General features: G+C 71.0%; 16 protein-coding genes. All 16 read left to right on the top strand.

The features are described from left to right. The first annotated feature begins 44 nt into the window (after positions 1 to 44). The 16 genes from glmU (at position 45) to D3P35_RS15695 (ending at position 16,676) form a co-directional block, all read left to right on the top strand. Positions 45 to 1,406: a bifunctional UDP-N-acetylglucosamine diphosphorylase/glucosamine-1-phosphate N-acetyltransferase GlmU gene (gene glmU / locus D3P35_RS15770; RefSeq protein ID WP_118135706.1), complete on the top strand. Its 1,362-nt coding sequence runs from the start codon at positions 45 to 47 to the stop codon at positions 1,404 to 1,406. Positions 1,407 to 1,408: 2 nt separating this feature from the next. Continuing rightward, positions 1,409 to 3,232 carry a glutamine--fructose-6-phosphate transaminase (isomerizing) gene (gene glmS / locus D3P35_RS15765; RefSeq protein ID WP_118135705.1) on the top strand — a complete coding sequence of 608 codons (1,824 nt, stop codon included), beginning with the start codon at positions 1,409 to 1,411 and terminating at the stop codon, positions 3,230 to 3,232. Positions 3,233 to 3,443: 211 nt separating this feature from the next. Continuing rightward, a complete protein-coding gene (locus tag D3P35_RS15760) occupies positions 3,444 to 3,809 on the top strand; it encodes a hypothetical protein (protein ID WP_118135704.1) in 366 nt (121 codons plus the stop codon). Further along, positions 3,806 to 4,492, top strand: a complete 687-nt coding sequence (locus tag D3P35_RS15755) for a DNA alkylation repair protein (protein ID WP_118135703.1) — start codon at positions 3,806 to 3,808, stop codon at positions 4,490 to 4,492. The genes D3P35_RS15760 and D3P35_RS15755 overlap by 4 nt, the downstream gene beginning before the upstream one ends. Before the next feature lie 190 nt (positions 4,493 to 4,682). After that, the gene (rplM, locus tag D3P35_RS15750) at positions 4,683 to 5,147 is read left to right on the top strand and encodes a 50S ribosomal protein L13 (protein WP_118135702.1); all 465 of its coding nucleotides are present in this window, start codon (positions 4,683 to 4,685) and stop codon (positions 5,145 to 5,147) included. A 2-nt stretch (positions 5,148 to 5,149) separates the two neighbouring features. After that, positions 5,150 to 5,635, top strand: coding sequence for a 30S ribosomal protein S9 (gene rpsI, locus D3P35_RS15745; protein ID WP_118135701.1), 486 nt, complete (start codon positions 5,150 to 5,152; stop codon positions 5,633 to 5,635). A 182-nt stretch (positions 5,636 to 5,817) separates the two neighbouring features. Beyond that, a complete protein-coding gene (locus tag D3P35_RS15740; RefSeq protein WP_232830519.1) occupies positions 5,818 to 6,744 on the top strand; it encodes a lysophospholipid acyltransferase family protein in 927 nt (308 codons plus the stop codon). A 179-nt stretch (positions 6,745 to 6,923) separates the two neighbouring features. After that, the gene (locus D3P35_RS15735; protein ID WP_118135699.1) at positions 6,924 to 7,763 is read left to right on the top strand and encodes a YihY/virulence factor BrkB family protein; all 840 of its coding nucleotides are present in this window, start codon (positions 6,924 to 6,926) and stop codon (positions 7,761 to 7,763) included. A gap of 1 nt (position 7,764) precedes the next feature. Next, positions 7,765 to 8,229 (top strand): cytochrome c maturation protein CcmE, encoded by a 465-nt coding sequence (gene ccmE, locus D3P35_RS15730; RefSeq protein WP_118135698.1) that lies wholly within the window; start codon positions 7,765 to 7,767, stop codon positions 8,227 to 8,229. Between the two features lie 81 nt (positions 8,230 to 8,310). After that, the gene (locus D3P35_RS15725) at positions 8,311 to 8,925 is read left to right on the top strand and encodes a holin-associated N-acetylmuramidase (RefSeq protein ID WP_118135697.1); all 615 of its coding nucleotides are present in this window, start codon (positions 8,311 to 8,313) and stop codon (positions 8,923 to 8,925) included. Continuing rightward, entirely contained in the window at positions 8,925 to 9,605 is a 681-nt protein-coding gene (locus tag D3P35_RS15720; RefSeq protein WP_232830518.1) for a holin family protein, read from the top strand. The genes D3P35_RS15725 and D3P35_RS15720 overlap by 1 nt, the downstream gene beginning before the upstream one ends. 80 nt (positions 9,606 to 9,685) lie before the next feature. After that, complete coding sequence (locus tag D3P35_RS15715) at positions 9,686 to 10,471, top strand: hypothetical protein (RefSeq protein WP_118135696.1); 786 nt, start codon at positions 9,686 to 9,688, stop codon at positions 10,469 to 10,471. Between the two features lie 77 nt (positions 10,472 to 10,548). Continuing rightward, entirely contained in the window at positions 10,549 to 12,609 is a 2,061-nt protein-coding gene (locus D3P35_RS15710; protein WP_118135695.1) for a heme lyase CcmF/NrfE family subunit, read from the top strand. 5 nt (positions 12,610 to 12,614) lie between these two features. Continuing rightward, on the top strand, positions 12,615 to 13,088 hold the full coding sequence (locus tag D3P35_RS15705) for a cytochrome c-type biogenesis protein (protein WP_118135694.1): 474 nt from the start codon (positions 12,615 to 12,617) through the stop codon (positions 13,086 to 13,088). Continuing rightward, complete coding sequence (locus D3P35_RS15700; protein ID WP_118135693.1) at positions 13,085 to 13,861, top strand: enoyl-CoA hydratase-related protein; 777 nt, start codon at positions 13,085 to 13,087, stop codon at positions 13,859 to 13,861. The genes D3P35_RS15705 and D3P35_RS15700 overlap by 4 nt, the downstream gene beginning before the upstream one ends. 1 nt (position 13,862) lies before the next feature. Further along, the gene (locus D3P35_RS15695; protein ID WP_157982171.1) at positions 13,863 to 16,676 is read left to right on the top strand and encodes a bifunctional [glutamine synthetase] adenylyltransferase/[glutamine synthetase]-adenylyl-L-tyrosine phosphorylase; all 2,814 of its coding nucleotides are present in this window, start codon (positions 13,863 to 13,865) and stop codon (positions 16,674 to 16,676) included. Positions 16,677 to 16,681 lie beyond the last annotated feature (5 nt).

Here is a 16,681-nt window from a genome sequence, read left to right as displayed (position 1 = left end):
GCCGTCCGGGCTGGTAGAACGCCTCAAAAGAGATGTGAGGTCAAATGTCGAGTGCAGTCGTGATCCTGGCCGCGGGGCTGGGAAGCCGGATGATGTCCGAAATGCCGAAAGTTCTGCACCGCGTGGCGGGCGAGCCGATGCTGGCGCATGTGCTGGCGACGGCCGCCTCGCTGGAGCCGGAGGTGACGGTGGTGATCACCGGGCACGGGGCAGCGCAGGTGGAGGCCGCCGCGCAGGCCGTGGCCCCGGAGGCGCGCTTCGCCCGCCAGGCCGAGCAGCTGGGCACCGGGCACGCGGTGCTGCAGGCCCTGCCGGACCTCGAGGGGCTGGAGGGCGACGTCTTCGTGCTCTACGGCGACACGCCCTTCATCCGCCCCGAGACGCTGGAGGCGATGCGCACCGAGCGCGAAGCGGGCGCCGGCCTCGTGGTGCTGGGCTTCGAGGCGGCGGAGCCCGCGGGCTACGGCCGGCTGGTGCTCGACGAGGGCAGCCTCGCCGCCATCGTGGAGGAGCGCGACGCCGACGAGGCCACCCGCGCCCTCACCCTGTGCAATTCCGGGGTGATGTGCGTGGAGGCGGGCCTGCTGCGCTCGCTGCTGCCCCGGGTGGGCAACGACAATGCCAAGGGCGAGTACTACCTCACCGATCTCGTGGCGCTGGCGCGCGGCGCCGGGGCGCGGGCCGGGGTGGTGACCTGCGCGGAAGCCGAGACCATGGGCGTGAACTCGCGCCTCGACCTCGCCGCCGCCGAGGCCGCCTTCCAGGCCGGCAGGCGCCGGGAGATGATGGAGGCGGGCGTCACCCTCACCGCGCCGGAGACGGTGTTCTTCGCGCGTGACACGATGATCGGCGCCGACACGGTGATCGGGCAGAACGTGGTGTTCGGCCCCGGCGTGACCATCGAGAACGGTGCCGAGATCCGGCCCTTCTGTCATCTCGAGGGCTGCCATGTCTCCTCCGGCGCGCAGGTGGGCCCCTATGCGCGGCTGCGGCCCGGCGCGGAGCTGGGCCCGGATGTGCGCATCGGCAATTTCGTCGAGATCAAGGAATCGCAGATCGATGCGGGCGCGAAGGTGAACCACCTCGCCTACGTGGGCGACGCCACGGTGGGCGAGGCGGCAAACCTCGGCGCCGGCACCATCACCTGCAACTACGACGGGGTGATGAAGCACCGCACCCGCATCGGCGCGCGGGCCTTCATCGGCTCCAACGGCGTGCTGGTGGCGCCGGTGGGCGTGGGGGATGACGCCTTCGTGGCCGCCGGATCGGTGATCACGTCGAACGTGGCCCCGGGCGCGCTGGCGCTGGGCCGCGCGCGGCAGGAGAACAAGCCGGGCCTCGCGCTGCGCCTGCGCGAGCGTCTGAAGGCGATGAAGGCGGGCAAATCGGGCAAGGGGCAGGGCTGAACATGTGCGGCATCGTCGGAATCCTCGGCAACCACGAGGTTGCTCCCATCATCCTCGACGCGCTCAAGCGGCTGGAATACCGCGGCTATGACAGCGCCGGCATCGCCACGCTGAACCACGGCCACATGGAGAGCCGCCGCGCGGTGGGCAAGCTCGCCGCCCTGTCGGACCTGCTGGTGCAGTCGCCCATCCGCGGCCATTCGGGCATCGGCCACACCCGCTGGGCCACCCATGGCGCGCCCACCGAGATCAACGCCCACCCCCACCGGGCCGGCTCGGTGGCGGTGGTCCACAACGGCATCATCGAGAACTTCCGCGAGATCCGCGACGCGCTGGCCGCCGAGGGCCGCCGCTTCGCCTCGGAGACCGACACCGAGGTGGTGGCCCAGCTCGCCGCCCATTACATCGACCGCGGGCTCTCGCCCGAGGAGGCCGCCGCGGCCACGCTCTCGCGGCTGGAGGGGGCCTTCGCGCTGTGCTTCCTCTTCGAGGGCGAGGAGGACCTGATGGTGGCGGCCCGCGCCGGCTCGCCGCTCGCGATCGGCCACGGCGACGGCGAGATGTACGTGGGCTCCGACGCGCTGGCGCTGGCGCCGATGACCAACCGCATCACCTACCTCGAGGAGGGGGATTACGCCGTGATCCGCCGCTCGGGCGCGGTGATCCACGATGCCGCCGGGCACCGGGTGGAGCGGCCGCTCAAGACCGTCTCCATCGACACGGTGCTGGTCGACAAGGGCAACCACAAGCATTTCATGGCCAAGGAGATCCACGAGCAGCCCACCGTGGTGGCCTATGCGCTGGGCCATTACATCGACCAGGCGCGCAACATGGTGGCCGAGGCGGCGATGCAGGTGGATTTCGCCGCCGCAGACCGCATCGTGCTGGTGGCCTGCGGCACCGGGCACTACGCCTGCCACGTGGCGAAATACTGGTTCGAGCAGGTGGCCCGTGTGCCGGTGGAGATCGATATCGCCTCCGAGTTCCGCTACCGCGACCCGGTGCTCACGGGCCGCGAGGTGGCGATCTTCGTCTCCCAGTCCGGCGAGACGGCCGACACGCTGGCCGCGCTGCGCCACGCCCGCTCCCGGGTGGGGCAGGCGGTGGCGGTGGTGAACGTGCCCGAGAGCTCGATCGCGCGCGAGAGCGACGTGGCGCTGCCGATCCTCGCGGGGGCGGAGATCTCGGTCGCCTCCACCAAGGCATTCACCTGCCAGCTCACCGTGCTCGCGAGCCTCGCGATCCTCGCCGGCCGGCAGCGCGGCACGCTTGATGCCGCGGCCGAGCAGGAGCTGGTGCGCGCCCTCTCCGCCGCCCCCGGCGCGCTGGCGCGGGCGCTGAACGTGGAGGAGCACATCGCCCCCTTCTCGATGGAGCTCGCCCGGGCGCGCGACGTGCTGTTCCTCGGCCGCGGCGCGATGTACCCGCTGGCGCTCGAGGGCGCGCTGAAGCTCAAGGAGCTGAGCTACATCCACGCCGAGGGCTACGCGAGCGGCGAGCTGAAGCACGGGCCCATCGCGCTCATCGACGAGGACGTGCCGGTGATCGTGCTCGCCCCGCGTGACGCGCTGTTCGAGAAGACCGTCTCCAACATGCAGGAGGTGATGGCACGCGGCGGCCGCATCGTGCTGGTGACCGACCGGGAGGGGGCGCGAGTCGCGGGCAACGACGCCTGGGCGACGCTGGTGATGCCGGACATGCATCCCTTTATCGCACCTTTGGTTTATGCTGTTCCCGCGCAGCTGATTGCGTATTATAGTGCCATGGCCAAGGGCACCGACGTGGATCAGCCACGGAATCTGGCAAAATCGGTCACGGTAGAGTAAAAACCTGTACAGAGAGTGAATGTGCAAGGGGCCGGACCGGCCTTCGGTGCTCACAAGAAAATGCGATCCGATCAAGGAAAGCGTTGAGGAGTCGAGGATGAAGTGGGTAATCGGCCTTGTCGCACTGGGCCTGCTGACGGCGTGCGGGGAAAGCAAAGCTCCCGCGCCGCAGCCCGTGGCCGCAGCGCCATTGGATCCCGAGTGCAGAACGGTGGTTGTCTTTGACAGCACCAAGATCTCCAAGCCCCCCAGCGACCTGCCGGACGCCTGGAAGGCGTTCAGCGGCGTCTGGGGCAAGGCGGGCTGGAACAACAACACCTGGTGCCACGATCTCTACGTGATGAAGATCGACGAGGACGGCAAGGTGGCGCTGATGGACACGCATGGTCCCGGCGGCGGGCATGACGGCACCGCCTTCGCGCGCGTGGGCAAGCTGGGCGACGACAACCGCCTGCGCTTCTACGCCGACGGGCTCGAGCGCGAGTACTGGATCGAGGACGGCAAGCTGATGGGGGTCAAGCACCTCTCCGGCAACCGGACGATGACCATCGCGATGCTGCCCAAGTCAGCCACATGATCGACGGCGCGGCAGCGCTCTCCGCGCTGTCCGCGCTCGGAGATGCGAGACTGGCGAGCGAGGCCGCGGCCCTGCACAAGGTGCCGCGGACCTATCTCGGCGTGCGGGTTCCGGCGATCACCGAGCTGGCGAAGTCCTGGCGCGAGGAGGGCGGTGAGCCCGGGGAGCGCGTGGCCCTGGCCGCGGCGCTGTGGGACAGCGACGTGCACGAGGCGCGGGTGGCGGCGGCCAGGCTGCTCACCCAGGCCCGCATGCGCCCCGACGATGCCGCCTGGGCGGAGATCTGCCGCTGGGTGCCGCAGGTGGACGGGCAGGCGCTCTCCGACCTCGTGGCCGATGCCGGCGCACGCCGGCTGGTCGCCGAGCCCTCCCGGCTCGACACCGTGCAGGACTGGGCGCTCGACCCCGGCCTGTGGGTGCGGCGCGCGGTGTTCACCTTCACCCTTCCCTGGGCCAAGCTCCCCCATCCCTCGGAGGCGGAGCAGGCGGCGCGCGAGCGCATTCTCGGCTGGGCCGAGGCCGCGATCCCGGTCGACCGCAACGGCGTGATCCAGGGCGCGGTTGCCGTCTGGCTGCGCACGCTCTCCAAGCATGACCCGGCGCGGGTGCGGGCCTTCGTGGCCGGCCCCGGGGCCGAGCTGAAGCGTTTTGCCCGCAACGAGGCCCTGCGCTACCTCGATTAGGCGTCGATTTTTGGGGTATTCAGATACCTATTTTGCAAGCCATTGATTTGCATGGGTTTTTCCGGAATTACCCATATTGACTCGGCTGCCAGAGTGTTTAGAAGGCCTCCATCCGATGGAGCGGAGGCCTTCCCTCGTCCATCGCACGATTTTTCCGGGCGGTCCGCCGCCGCAGAATGGACGAAGCGACATGAAAACCTATTCCGCCAAAGCGGGCGAGATCGAGAAGAAGTGGGTGCTGATCGACGCCGAGGGCGTCGTGCTCGGGCGCCTGGCCTCGATCATCGCCAACCGTCTGCGTGGCAAGCACAAGGCCACCTACACCCCGCACATGGATGACGGCGACAACGTCATCGTCATCAACGCCGACAAGGTGCAGATGACCGGCAACAAGCGGGCCGACAAGAACTACTACTGGCACACCGGCTACCCGGGCGGCATCAAGTCCCGCACCGCGGCGCAGATCCTCGAGGGGCGCTTCCCCGAGCGCGTGCTGACCAAGGCCGTGCAGCGCATGCTGCCGGGCGGCCCGCTGAGCCGTCAGCAGCTGACCAACCTGCGGGTTTACGCGGGCGGCGAGCATCCGCACGAGGCCCAGAGCCCCGAAGTGCTCGACGTGAAGTCGATGAACCGCAAAAATACCCGGAGCGCCTGATCATGGCTGAAGATATCAAAACGCTTGAGGATCTGAAAACCGCCGTGGCCGACGCCCCGGTGACCGAGACCCGCACCCCGGCCGAGCCGGTGCGTGACAGCCTCGGCCGCTCCTACGCCACCGGCAAGCGGAAGAACGCCATCGCCCGCGTCTGGGTGAAGCCGGGCTCCGGCAAGGTCGTGGTGAACGGCAAGGCGATGAACGAGTACTTCGCCCGCCCGGTGCTGCAGATGGTCATCGGCCAGGCCTTCTCGGTCGCCAATGTCGCCGGCCAGTTCGACGTGATGTGCACCGTGAAGGGCGGCGGCCTCTCCGGCCAGGCCGGCGCGGTGAAGCACGGCATCTCCAAGGCGCTGACCCTGTACGAGCCGAGCCTGCGCCCGGCCCTCAAGGCCGCCGGCTTCCTCACCCGCGACAGCCGCGTGGTCGAGCGCAAGAAGTACGGCAAGCGGAAGGCCCGCCGGTCGTTCCAGTTCTCGAAGCGCTGATCCGGCCGCTTCGCGAGACATCGGACCGCGCGCCCCCCGGGGCGCGCGGTTTTTTCTTGCCCGGTCGTCCGGCCGCACCCGGGCAGGGCGGAGGGAGTTTAGACAAAACTTACACAAATTCGTGCCAAATGAGACGCGTTCGCGCGGGCCCGTCCGCGCCGGCCTGCGGGGAGGAGACCGCGTTGCAGACAGCACAGCCCGGGGCGCTGCCGCCCGATATCGTGAGCGTCGAGGCGCTCGCCCGCGAGATTTCCTATGCCTCCTCGGCGCAGACCCGGGCCGGACGGGCGCTGATCCGCTCGGTGGAAAACCTCACCGGCCGGCTGGCGCTGCTGCGCATGGCGGGGGATTACGCGGAGGCCGCGGCCACCGGCAGCGGCTTCTGGGACATGCTGGTGGAGCGCTACCGGCTCACGCCCGAGATCGTCGGCGGCAGCCTCGCCAGCATTCCGCCCGAGGGGCCGGTGGTGGTGATCTCCAACCACCCCTACGGCATTCTCGACGGGCTGATGACCGGCTGGCTGCTGGCCCGCGCCCGGGGCGATTTCCGCATCGTCGCGAACTCGGTGTTCCGCAAGGCGCGCGAGCTGGACCGGGTGATCCTGCCGATCTCCTTCGACCCCACGCCGGAGGCGCAGCGGCTCAACATCGCCACCCGGCGCGCAGCGCTCGACTACCTGGGGCAGGGGGGCTGCATCGCGATCTTCCCCGGCGGCACCGTCTCGACCGCGCGCACTCCCTTCGGCCGGCCGATGGACCCGCGCTGGCGCAGCTTCACCGCCCGGATGATCGCGCGGTCCGGCGCCGCCGTGGTGCCGCTCTACTTCGACGGCCAGAACTCGCGCCTGTTCCAGATCGCGAGCCACCTGCACCAGACCCTGCGGCTCGCGCTTCTCATCAAGGAATTCCGCGTGCGGGTGGGGGCGCCGGTGCGCATGGTGCTGGGCGAGGCGCTGCCGCGCGCCGAAATCGCCGCCCGCGCCACCGACCCCGCGGCGCTCATGACCTATCTTCGCGAAGAAACCTACCGCCTCTCGCCGGAGCCACTGCGTGATCTGGGCAACGGGTTCGACTTCGAATTGGCAGCGGCACGAAGAAAAGCCGGTTGAACAATCGCGCCTCTGCTACAGCTGTTCCAGTGCGCATCCCTGCGCAGCGCCGCGCATCCCGCTCGCGGTGCGGCCGCCAACCGAGCCGGAGCAGTAAGATAGAGACCCGACAGACACCGCAGATCGAGGGTGAGCGTGCCCCCCGCAGCCCCGACACGAAGCCGGGATGGCTGAGCCGCATGCCGGTTCCCGTACGGGTGATGGTGCGCGCCGGCGCGCGCTTCATGCGCCACGAGGGCGACGTGATGGCCGGCTACGTGGCCTATTCCGTGCTGCTGGCCATGTTCCCCTTCCTGATCTTCTGCGTGTCGCTGGCCGGCGTGCTCATCGGCCCGGCGCAGAGCGTCGAGGCGGTGGACTTCCTCTTCGAGATGCTGCCCAGCCACGTGGCCCAGACCCTCGCGCCGGTGGTGAACGAGGTGGTCTCGCGCTCCTCCCGCGGGGTGGTGACCGTCTCGGCGCTCGTCGCGATCTGGACCGCCTCGAACGGGGTGGAGGCCTTCCGCATCTCGCTCGACCGCGCCTACGAGGTGCGCTCGCCGCGCAGCTACGTGATGCGCCGGCTGATGGCCGTCTCGGTGGTGCTCCTGGGCACGCTCACCTTCGTGGTGCTGGGGCTTGCCATCGTCGCCGGGCCGCTGCTCATCCGGCTGGTGGAGAGCGGGCTCGACACCAGCATTCCCGGCGTGGTGAGCGTGGTGCGCTACGTGGTGGGCATCGTGGTGCTGCTGTTCTTCCTCATGGTGCTGCACCGGCGGCTCGCCACCTCATCGAGCCGGCCGCGCCGGCTCTGGCCCGGCGTGCTGGTGTCTGCGGCGCTGTGGCTCGTCGGGGCGCTGGCGTTTTCCGCCTATCTCGACTATGCCCCGAGCTACACCGTCACCTACGGCACCCTGGCCGGTGTGATCATCACGATGTTGTTCCTTTACCTCACCGGCATCGTGTTCATCTTCGGGGCCGAAGTGAACGCCAGCCTCGAAGCCTCGCGCGAGGATGGCCCTGCCGTCGCGGGAGAATGACGTGGCCGGACTGCGCAAGAAACAACGGATCCGCCTGATCATCGTCGGGCTGGTGCTCATGGCGGGCGCCGCCGGCATGGTGGGCTATGCCATGCAGGACGGGATCGAGTTCTTCCGCGCGCCCTACCAGATCGCCGAGGACGTGCCGGGCCCGGACGTGCGCTTTCGCCTCGGCGGCATCGTGGAGGAGGGCAGCCTGGTGCGCGGCGAGGGGCTGGAGACCAGCTTCAACATCCGCGACAACGCGAGCTCCGTGCCGGTGCGCTTCTCCCAGGTGCTGCCCGACCTGTTCAAGGAGGGCGAGATGGCCATCGCCTCGGGCTACCTCGTCGACGGCGTGTTCATGGCCGACAACGTGCTCGCCAAGCATGACGAGACCTACATGCCCCGCGAGGTGGTCGACGCGCTGCGCGAGCAGGGCGTGCAGCACGAGGGCGTGGAGCCGGAACCGGTTAGCGGAATGTAAATCCGCCTGCGCTAGTCTCCCGCACCGGAGCCCGGGCCGGCCTTGCGCCGCGGGCATCCGGTCATCAGCGGAGACATTTTCATGCAATCAGTACGCGATATTGCGCGGGACATCGTTGCGCGCGAGGGCGGGTTCGTGAACGACCCGGACGACCCCGGCGGCGCCACCAACCACGGCGTCACCATCCACACCCTGCGCGCCCTCGGCCGCGACATCGACGGCGACGGCGACGTGGACGAGGCCGACGTCCGCGCCCTGCCGCGCGAGGGGGCGGTGGAGATCTTCGTGGCGAACTACTTCGAGCGCCCCGGCCTCGGGCGCCTGCCCGAAGCCCTGCACCCCACGGTGTTCGACATGCAGGTGAATGCGGGGGCCACCGCGGTGCGCCTGTTGCAGGAGTTGCTGAACGAGGCGGGTTTCGGCCCGCTTGCGGCCGACGGCATCTGCGGCCCGCGCACCGCCGCCGCCGCCGGGGCAGCCCAGGCGGCGATGGGAGGCCTGCTGCCCGACGCATACGGCGTGGCACGGCGCAACTGGTACTACGCCCTGGCCGACCGCCGCCCCGCGAGCCGCAAGTACGCCCGCCGGCGCGACGGCGGCAAGGGCGGCTGGATCACCCGGGCCGAGGAATTCATCTCCCCCCGCTTCCGCCTCACCGAGGCCGAGCACCGCGCGCGGGTGGCGGCATGGGGGTGATGAGCTGGCTCTTCGGCGGCGGCATCCGCCAGATCGCGACCGGGGTGAAGGACGTCTCGGAAGTGTTCCGGGTGAACTCCGAGGCCGAGGCGGCGCGCCAGTCCGCCGAGTTCACCGGCGCGCTCGACCAGTTCGGCGCCGAGTTCCGCCCCGGCCCGCCCACTGGCTTCGCCGGGCTGGTGGACGGGCTGAACCGCCTGCCGCGCCCGGCGCTGGCGCTCGGCTGCCTCGCGCTGTTCATCTACGCGATGGCCGACCCGCTGGGCTTCTCCGTGCGCATGCAGGGGCTGCAACTGGTGCCCGAGCCGCTGTGGTGGCTGCTCGGCGCGGTCGTGTCCTTCTACTTCGGCGCGCGCGAGCTGCACTACATGCGTGAAACCCGCCGCGTCTCTGCCGCCCCGGCCGACGTGGCCCGCACCCTCGCCGAGGTCGACCGCCTCCGCGCCCTTGCCCCCCGGCCGATCGCGGAGCCGGGCCCCGCGCCAGACAGCGCCAGCACGCCCCGGCCCGAGCCGAAGGCGCCCGACACCCCCATCCGGGTGACCCCGCTCGCCGAGCCGGACATGGCAGGGGAGGGGGCGGCCCCAGAGCCCCCGGTGGCCCCCGAACCTGCCTCCGTCACGGCAGACGCGGCCGCCGCCAACCCGCCGCTGGCCGAATACCTCGCCCGGACGGCCTGACACCGCGCCCCTCCGAATGTCGGAGGGGCGTTTTTTCTTCGCTGAGTCTATGCTCTTCCTTCGCTCGCTCGGGAGGGGCCATGGACTTGGAGAGCGTCTGGACAGGCGTGCTTGCGGCGCTGCGGGCGGTGAGGTCATTCGTGGATCACTGGCAGACGCTGATCGCCGGGTTGCTGGCCTTGGTCGCCGGAGGACTTACCGTGCGGATGATGCGCCGGCAGTTGCAGCAGATCGAAAATCATCGGACAGAAAGACGCTCTCAAACTGAGCGGACGGCCAGGGCGGGGCTGCCGTTGCTATTGTCTGAAGTATCGCGCTGGGCGGACGCGGTCGCCACGGCGATACTCCGCGCCTGCCCGGACCCCATTTTTCGGGGCAGGGCCGGTGCTGAGGACCTCTCTGTCAGTCCCGACTATATCCGAACCATTGAGGTCGATAGCGGAAGTCTGCAGACAGCATTGGAAATCGTTCTTCCCGAGACTGTACGGACGGGCTTGCCGGACGCTGTCGAAAAGCTCCCCGAGGCTCACGCTCGGCAGATGCGCCTGCTGCTTCAGCGCGTCGCGCTCGTGTACAGCGAACTCGGGGCATTCGGCGGAAAGAATGCCATACGCCTGCGACCTCCCTTTGACATTCGGACGGTATCGCACCGGTTGCTCGATCTCGCCACCGTGCTCCTGCTGGTCAATCGCGCGCTCCCCTACGCGACACAAGAGAGTGAGGAAGTCGTGTCAGACGCGACATGCGAGGATCTGGAAGCCTTTCTGTCGCGGGTCGGCTGCTCGGATAGCTTCATCGCATTCATGAGGGAGTACGGAGATCTGGCCGCGTGGGCTGCCCGATGCTCCCCACCCACGAACCCGTGACCCTCCGCCGCTTACCCTTTCCCCACACCTGCTCGCCATGATAGCCATGGGCCGAACAGACTGAGGAGTCCCCACCCGTGATCGCCGAGCTTGGTCATTTCGCCCTCATCCTCGCATTTCTCGTTGCCATCGTGCAGGCCGTGGTGCCGATGGTGGGGGCCTCGAAGGGGTGGAGCGACTGGATGCGCCTCGCGGTGCCGGCCGCATGGGTGCAGTTCCTCCTCACCGCGCTGAGCTTCGCCGCGCTGGTGCATGCCTTTGCCGTGTCGGATTTCTCCGTGCGCCTCGTCGCCGCGAACAGCCATTCGCTCAAGCCGATGCTCTACAAGGTCACCGGCACATGGGGAAACCACGAGGGCTCGATGCTGCTCTGGGTGCTCATCCTCACGCTGTTCGGCGCGCTGGTGGCCTGGCGCGGCGGAAACCTGCCGCCGGGGCTGCGCGCCCGCGTGCTCGCGGTGCAGGCCACCATCGGCGTGGCCTTCTTCGCCTTCATCCTCTTCACCTCGAACCCGTTCGAGCGCCTCGCCAACCCGCCGCTTGACGGCAACGACCTCAACCCGCTGCTGCAGGACCCCGGCCTCGCCTTCCACCCGCCCTTCCTCTACCTGGGCTACGTGGGGCTCTCGATGGCCTTCTCCTTCGCCGTGGCGGCGCTGATCGAGGGCCGGGTGGACGCGGCCTGGGCGCGTTGGGTGCGGCCCTGGACGCTGGCGGCCTGGATCGCGCTCACCATCGGCATCGCGCTCGGCTCCTACTGGGCCTATTACGAGCTCGGCTGGGGCGGCTGGTGGTTCTGGGACCCGGTGGAGAACGCCTCCTTCATGCCCTGGCTGGTGGCCGCGGCGCTGCTGCACTCGGCCATCGTGGTCGAGAAGCGCGAGAGCCTGAAGAGCTGGACCATCCTGCTCGCCATCCTCGCCTTCTCCTTCTCGCTCATCGGCACGTTCATCGTGCGCTCGGGCGTGATCACCTCGGTGCATGCCTTCGCCAACGACCCCACGCGCGGCGTGTTCATCCTCGCCATCCTCGCGGTGGCGATCGGGGGGTCCTTCACGCTCTTCGCCTGGCGCGCGCAGCGGCTGGCGGCCAAGGGCGTGTTCGGGCTGGTGAGCCGCGAATCCGGCCTCGTGATCAACAACCTGCTGCTGGTGGTCGCCTGTTTCGTGGTGTTCCTCGGCACCATCTGGCCGCTGATGGTGGAGTTCGTGAACGGCGAGAAGGTGTCGGTCGGCCCGCCGTTCTTCGACCTTGCCTTCACCCCCTTCATGGTGCTGCTCGCGCTGGTGCTGCCGGTGGGCGCGGTGCTGCCGTGGAAGCGCGCGCAGCTCGGCCGGGCGGCGCGGCCGCTGCTGCCGGCCGCGGTGCTGGCGCTGGCCGTGTTCGGGCTGGTCTGGGCGATGGAGAGCGGGCGCAGCCTGCTTGCGCCGATCGGCCTCGGCCTCGCGGCCTGGCTGGTGCTCGGCGCGCTCGCCGATCTCGGCTCGCGCAGCCGGGCCGGCAAGGTCTCCGCCGGCGAGACCCTGCGCCGCCTCGCCAACCTGCCGCGCGCCGAATGGGGCAAGGCGGTGGCCCATGCCGGGCTCGGCCTCACCTTCCTCGGGGTTGCCGCCGTCTCGGCCTGGGAGACGGAGGATGTCCGGGTGATGCGCCCTGGCGACAGTTTCACCCTCTCGGGCTACACCTTCACCCTCGACGCGGTGGAGCCGCTGCCGCTGGGCGCCGATTTCCACGTCGACGGCTGCACGGCGGAGCACGGGCTGCTCGGCCTCGCCGGCATCTTCGGCGAGGAGGGCGCGCGCAACTTCTCCACCGATCTCGGCCGCTTCCATGTCGATCGTGACGGCACCCGTGTCGCCACGCTCTGCGCCGAGAAGCGCTTCTACCCGGTGCAGCGCATGCCCACCACCGAGGCGGGCATCGACATGGGCTTCACCCGCGACCTCTACGTGGTGCTGGGCGACCAGCAGCAGGCCGGCGGCTGGGCGGTGCGCACCTACGTGAAGCCCTACGCGAACTGGATCTGGCTCGGCGCGCTGGTGATGGCGCTGGGCGGCGGCCTCAGCCTCACCGACCGGCGCTACCGCGTCGGCGCCGCCGTGCGCCGGCCGCGGGCGGCCGCGGTTCCGGCGGAGTAGGGCGGATGCGCGCGCTCCTCGTGCTGATCTTCCTCGCGCTGGCCGGGCCGGTGCTCGCCGTGCAGCCCTCCGAGATGCTTGACGACCCGGGGCTGGAGGCGCGGGCGCGCAGCATCTCCGAGGGCCTGCGCTGCCCGGTGTGCCGCAACGAGAGCATCGACGAATCCAACGCCGACATCGCGCATGACCTGCGCGTTCTGGTGCGTGAGCGCCTGGTGGCAGGCGACACGGATGAGCAGGTGGTCAACTACATCGTCGACCGCTACGGCGATTTCGTGCTGCTGCGTCCGCGCTTCGGCGGCTCCACCTGGGCGCTGTGGCTGGCGGCACCTGCGCTGCTGCTGGTGGGCGGCGGCATCGCGGCCCTGTTCATCTCGCGCCAGCGCCGTGGCTCCGGGCGGGGCGCCGGGCCGGGCGGCGAGGCGAACCTGTCGGAGGAGGAGCGCCGGCGGCTCGAGGCGCTCCTGCAGGACCCGTGAGCTACGAGACGCTCCAGTACGATCTCGCCGCCGGGGTGGCCAGCATCACCCTCGCGCGGCCCGCGGCCCGCAACGCGCTCGACGCCCGCATGCGCACCGAGCTGCTGCATGCCCTGCGCCGCGCGGCGGGCGAGGCGCGGGTGGTGCTGCTCACCGGCGCGGGCGAGGATTTCTGCGCCGGGCAGGACCTGGGCCAGCGCCGCAACGCCGCCGACCTCGACCACGAGCGCGCCCTGGTGGAGGAATATGCCCCGCTCGTCACCGCGCTCGCCGAGTGCCCGCTGCCCAGCATCGCCGCGGTGAACGGGCTCGCGGCCGGGGCAGGGGTGAGCCTCGCGCTCGCCGCCGACGTGGTGATCGCCTCCGACGCGGCGCGCTTCTCCTTCGCCCAGGCCCGGCTGGGCCTGGCGGTGGACGCGGGCGCGAGCCACTGGCTGCCGCAGGCCGTTGGCCTGCCGCGGGCCATGGGCGCGGCGCTGTTTGCCGAGCCGGTGAGTGCCGCGCAGGCGGCGGAGTGGGGGATGATCTGGGAGGTGGTGCCGCACGCCGGGTTCGAGGCGCATGTCGCCCGCCGGGCCGCAACCCTCGCCGCCGGGCCCACGCTTGCCTATGCCGCGATCAAGCGCTCCCTGCGCGCTGGCCATGCGAGGGCGCTGGCAGACCAGCTCGCGCTCGAGGCCACCGAGCAGGGCGCGGCGCTGCGCAGCCGAGACCATGCCGAGGCGCTCGTCGCCCTGCACGAGGGCCGGCCGCCGCGGTTCGAGGGGCGCTGAGATGGAGCCGCTCGCCGCCCGCATCACCCGCTACCCGCTTGCCGCCGACCCCGAGCGCGAGGCCGACATCCTCGCCGGCCTGCCCGAGGACCTCCCCGCGCCGCTGCGCCGGCTCGCCGGGGCCACCGCGGGCTCCAGCAACTTCCTCGCCGGGCTGATCGCCGCCCAGCCGGAGCTGCTGGCGGAGCTGGCCGCGCGCCCGCCCGAGGCGCTGCTGGCCGATATCCTCGCCGCCCCGCCCGGCCCGGACCCCGACCGCATGCTGCGCGAGGCAAAGCGCCGGGTGGCGCTGGTCACCGCGCTGGCCGATCTGGGCGGCGCCTGGTCGCTCGACGAAGTCACCGGCGCGCTCACCGATTTCGCCGATTACGCGGTGCAGACCGCCCTGCGCCACCATCTCGACGCGGTGATCGCCCGCGGCCGCCTGCCCGAGAGCGCGCGGCGCGACCATGGCGGCATGTTCGTGCTGGCCATGGGCAAGATGGGCGCGCGCGAGCTCAACTACTCCTCCGACATCGACCTCATCTGCCTGTTCGACGAGCGCCGCTACCCGCCGGAGGACTATGCCGAGCTGCGCGCCGGCTTCGTGCGGGTCACCCAGGGCCTCGTGCGCACCCTCTCCGCCCAGACCGCGCATGGCTACGTGCTGCGCACCGACCTGCGCCTGCGCCCCGACCCCTCGGTGACCCCGGTCTGCCTCGGCATGGGCGTGGCCGAGACCTACTACGAATCCCTCGGCCGCACCTGGGAGCGCGCGGCGATGATCAAGGCGCGGCCCTGCGCGGGCGATCTCGTCTCCGGCCAGGCGTTTCTCGACAACATCACCCCCTTCATCTGGCGCCGCCACCTCGATTTCGCCGCCATCGAGGACGCGCATGACATGCAGCGCCGCATCCGCGACCACAAGGGCCTGCACGGGCCCTGCGTGGCCCCGGGGCATGACGTGAAGCTGGGCCGTGGCGGCATCCGCACCATCGAATTCTTCGCCCAGACCCGCCAGCTCATCTGCGGCGGCCGCGACCCCGGGCTGCGCTCCGAGCGCACGGTGCCGGCGCTGCACGCCCTGGCCCGGGCGGGCTGGATCCGGGTCGAGGTGGCGGAGGCGCTCTCGGAGGCCTACGAGGACCACCGGACCCTCGAGCACCGCATCCAGATGCTCGAGGATGCCCAGACCCATGTCATCCCGCGCGCCGACCCCGCGCGCGCCCGGCTCGCGGCGCTGTGCGGCGAGGCGGATCTCGCCCGGTTCGACGCCCTGCAGAAGCGCCGCTTCGAGGAGGTGGACCGGCTCACCGAGGCCTTCTTCGCCCCCGCCGCCAGCGGCCCGGCCCCGGCCGTGGGCGAGGCCGGGCTGAGCGAGCTGGGCTACGCCCGCCCCGGCATGGTGACCGGGCTGCTCGACCGCTGGCACGCGGGCCTCATCCCCGCCACCCGCTCCGACCGCGCCCGCGCCATCCTCAAGCGCATCGAGCCGGAGATCGTCGCCCGCCTCGCGCGCGCCGCGAACCCCGACGAGGCCTTCGCCCGTTTCGACAGCTTCCTCTCCGGCCTGCCCGCCGGCGTGCAGATCCTCTCGCTCTTCGAGGCGAACCCGCAGCTGCTCGACCTGCTGGGCGAGATCTTCGCCGCCTCGCCGAGGCTCGCGGGCGAGCTCGCGCGCCATCCCGGTGTGCTCGACGCCGTGCTGGAGGGCGGGTTCTTCGCCCGACTGAAGCCGCTCGCCGCCCTGCTGCCGGCGCTGGAGGCGGTGCTGGCAAGGGCGGCGGACTACGAGGGCGTGCTCGACGCCGCCCGCCGCTGGGACCGCGAGATGCGCTTCCGCATCGGCGTGCAGCTCCTGCGCGGCGTCGCCACGGCGGAGGAGGCGGGGGCGGCCTTCACCGATGTGGCCGAGGCCTCGCTGCGCGCCCTGCTGCCGCATGTGAAGGCCGAGTTCGCCAGCCGTTTCGGCCCGGAGCCGGGGCGCGGCTGCGCCATCCTGGGCATGGGCAAGTTCGGCTCCGGCGAGATGACCATCTCCTCCGACCTCGACCTGATCGTGATCTACGACCCCGCCGGCGAGACCGAGAGCACCGGCCGCCGCCGCCTCGCCGTCACCGCCTATTACGCCCGGCTCACGCAGGCGCTGGTCTCCGCCCTCTCCGCCCCCACGGCGGAGGGCACGCTCTACGAGGTGGACATGCGGCTGCGGCCCTCGGGCCGGCAGGGGCCGGTGGCGGTCTCGCTCTCGGCCTTTGCCACCTACCAGGCCGAGGAGGCCTGGAGCTGGGAGCACATGGCGCTGACCCGGGCGCGCATCGTCTCCGGCCCCTGCGCGGTGGCCCGGGAGGTGGAGACGGTGATCGCCGGGGTCCGCGCCGCCCCGCGCGCGCAGGGGGCGCTGATCGAGGATGCGCGGGACATGCGCGCCCGCCTCGGCCGGGCGCATGCGGCACAGGCGGCGCGGATCTGGGAGGTAAAGCACCGGCCCGGCGGCATGATGGACATCGAGCTCCTTGTGCAGACCGGGCTGCTCGCCACCGGCATCACCGGGCCGCGCGCCCCCCGCCAGGCCATCGCGCCGCTGGTGGGGGCCGGCTTCCTCGAGGCCGGGGAGGGCGAGGCGCTGGCCGAGGCCCTGGCCCTGCAGACCATCGTGCAGCACTACGCCCGCCTCTCGGTGGATGGCACCTTCACGCCCGAGGCGGCGGGGGCGGGGCTGGTGGAGGCGCTCATCCGCGCCACCGGCGACCCCGGCCTCGCCCGGCTCGCCACCCGGCTGGAGCGGCTCACCGACGGGGCCGCCGCCATCATCGCGGACAAGCTCGGCGCATGAGCGGC

The organism is Oceanicella sp. SM1341, assembly GCF_003448965.1.
Lineage (GTDB): Bacteria > Pseudomonadota > Alphaproteobacteria > Rhodobacterales > Rhodobacteraceae > Paroceanicella.
This window is presented reverse-complemented; position numbering and strand designations above follow the sequence as displayed.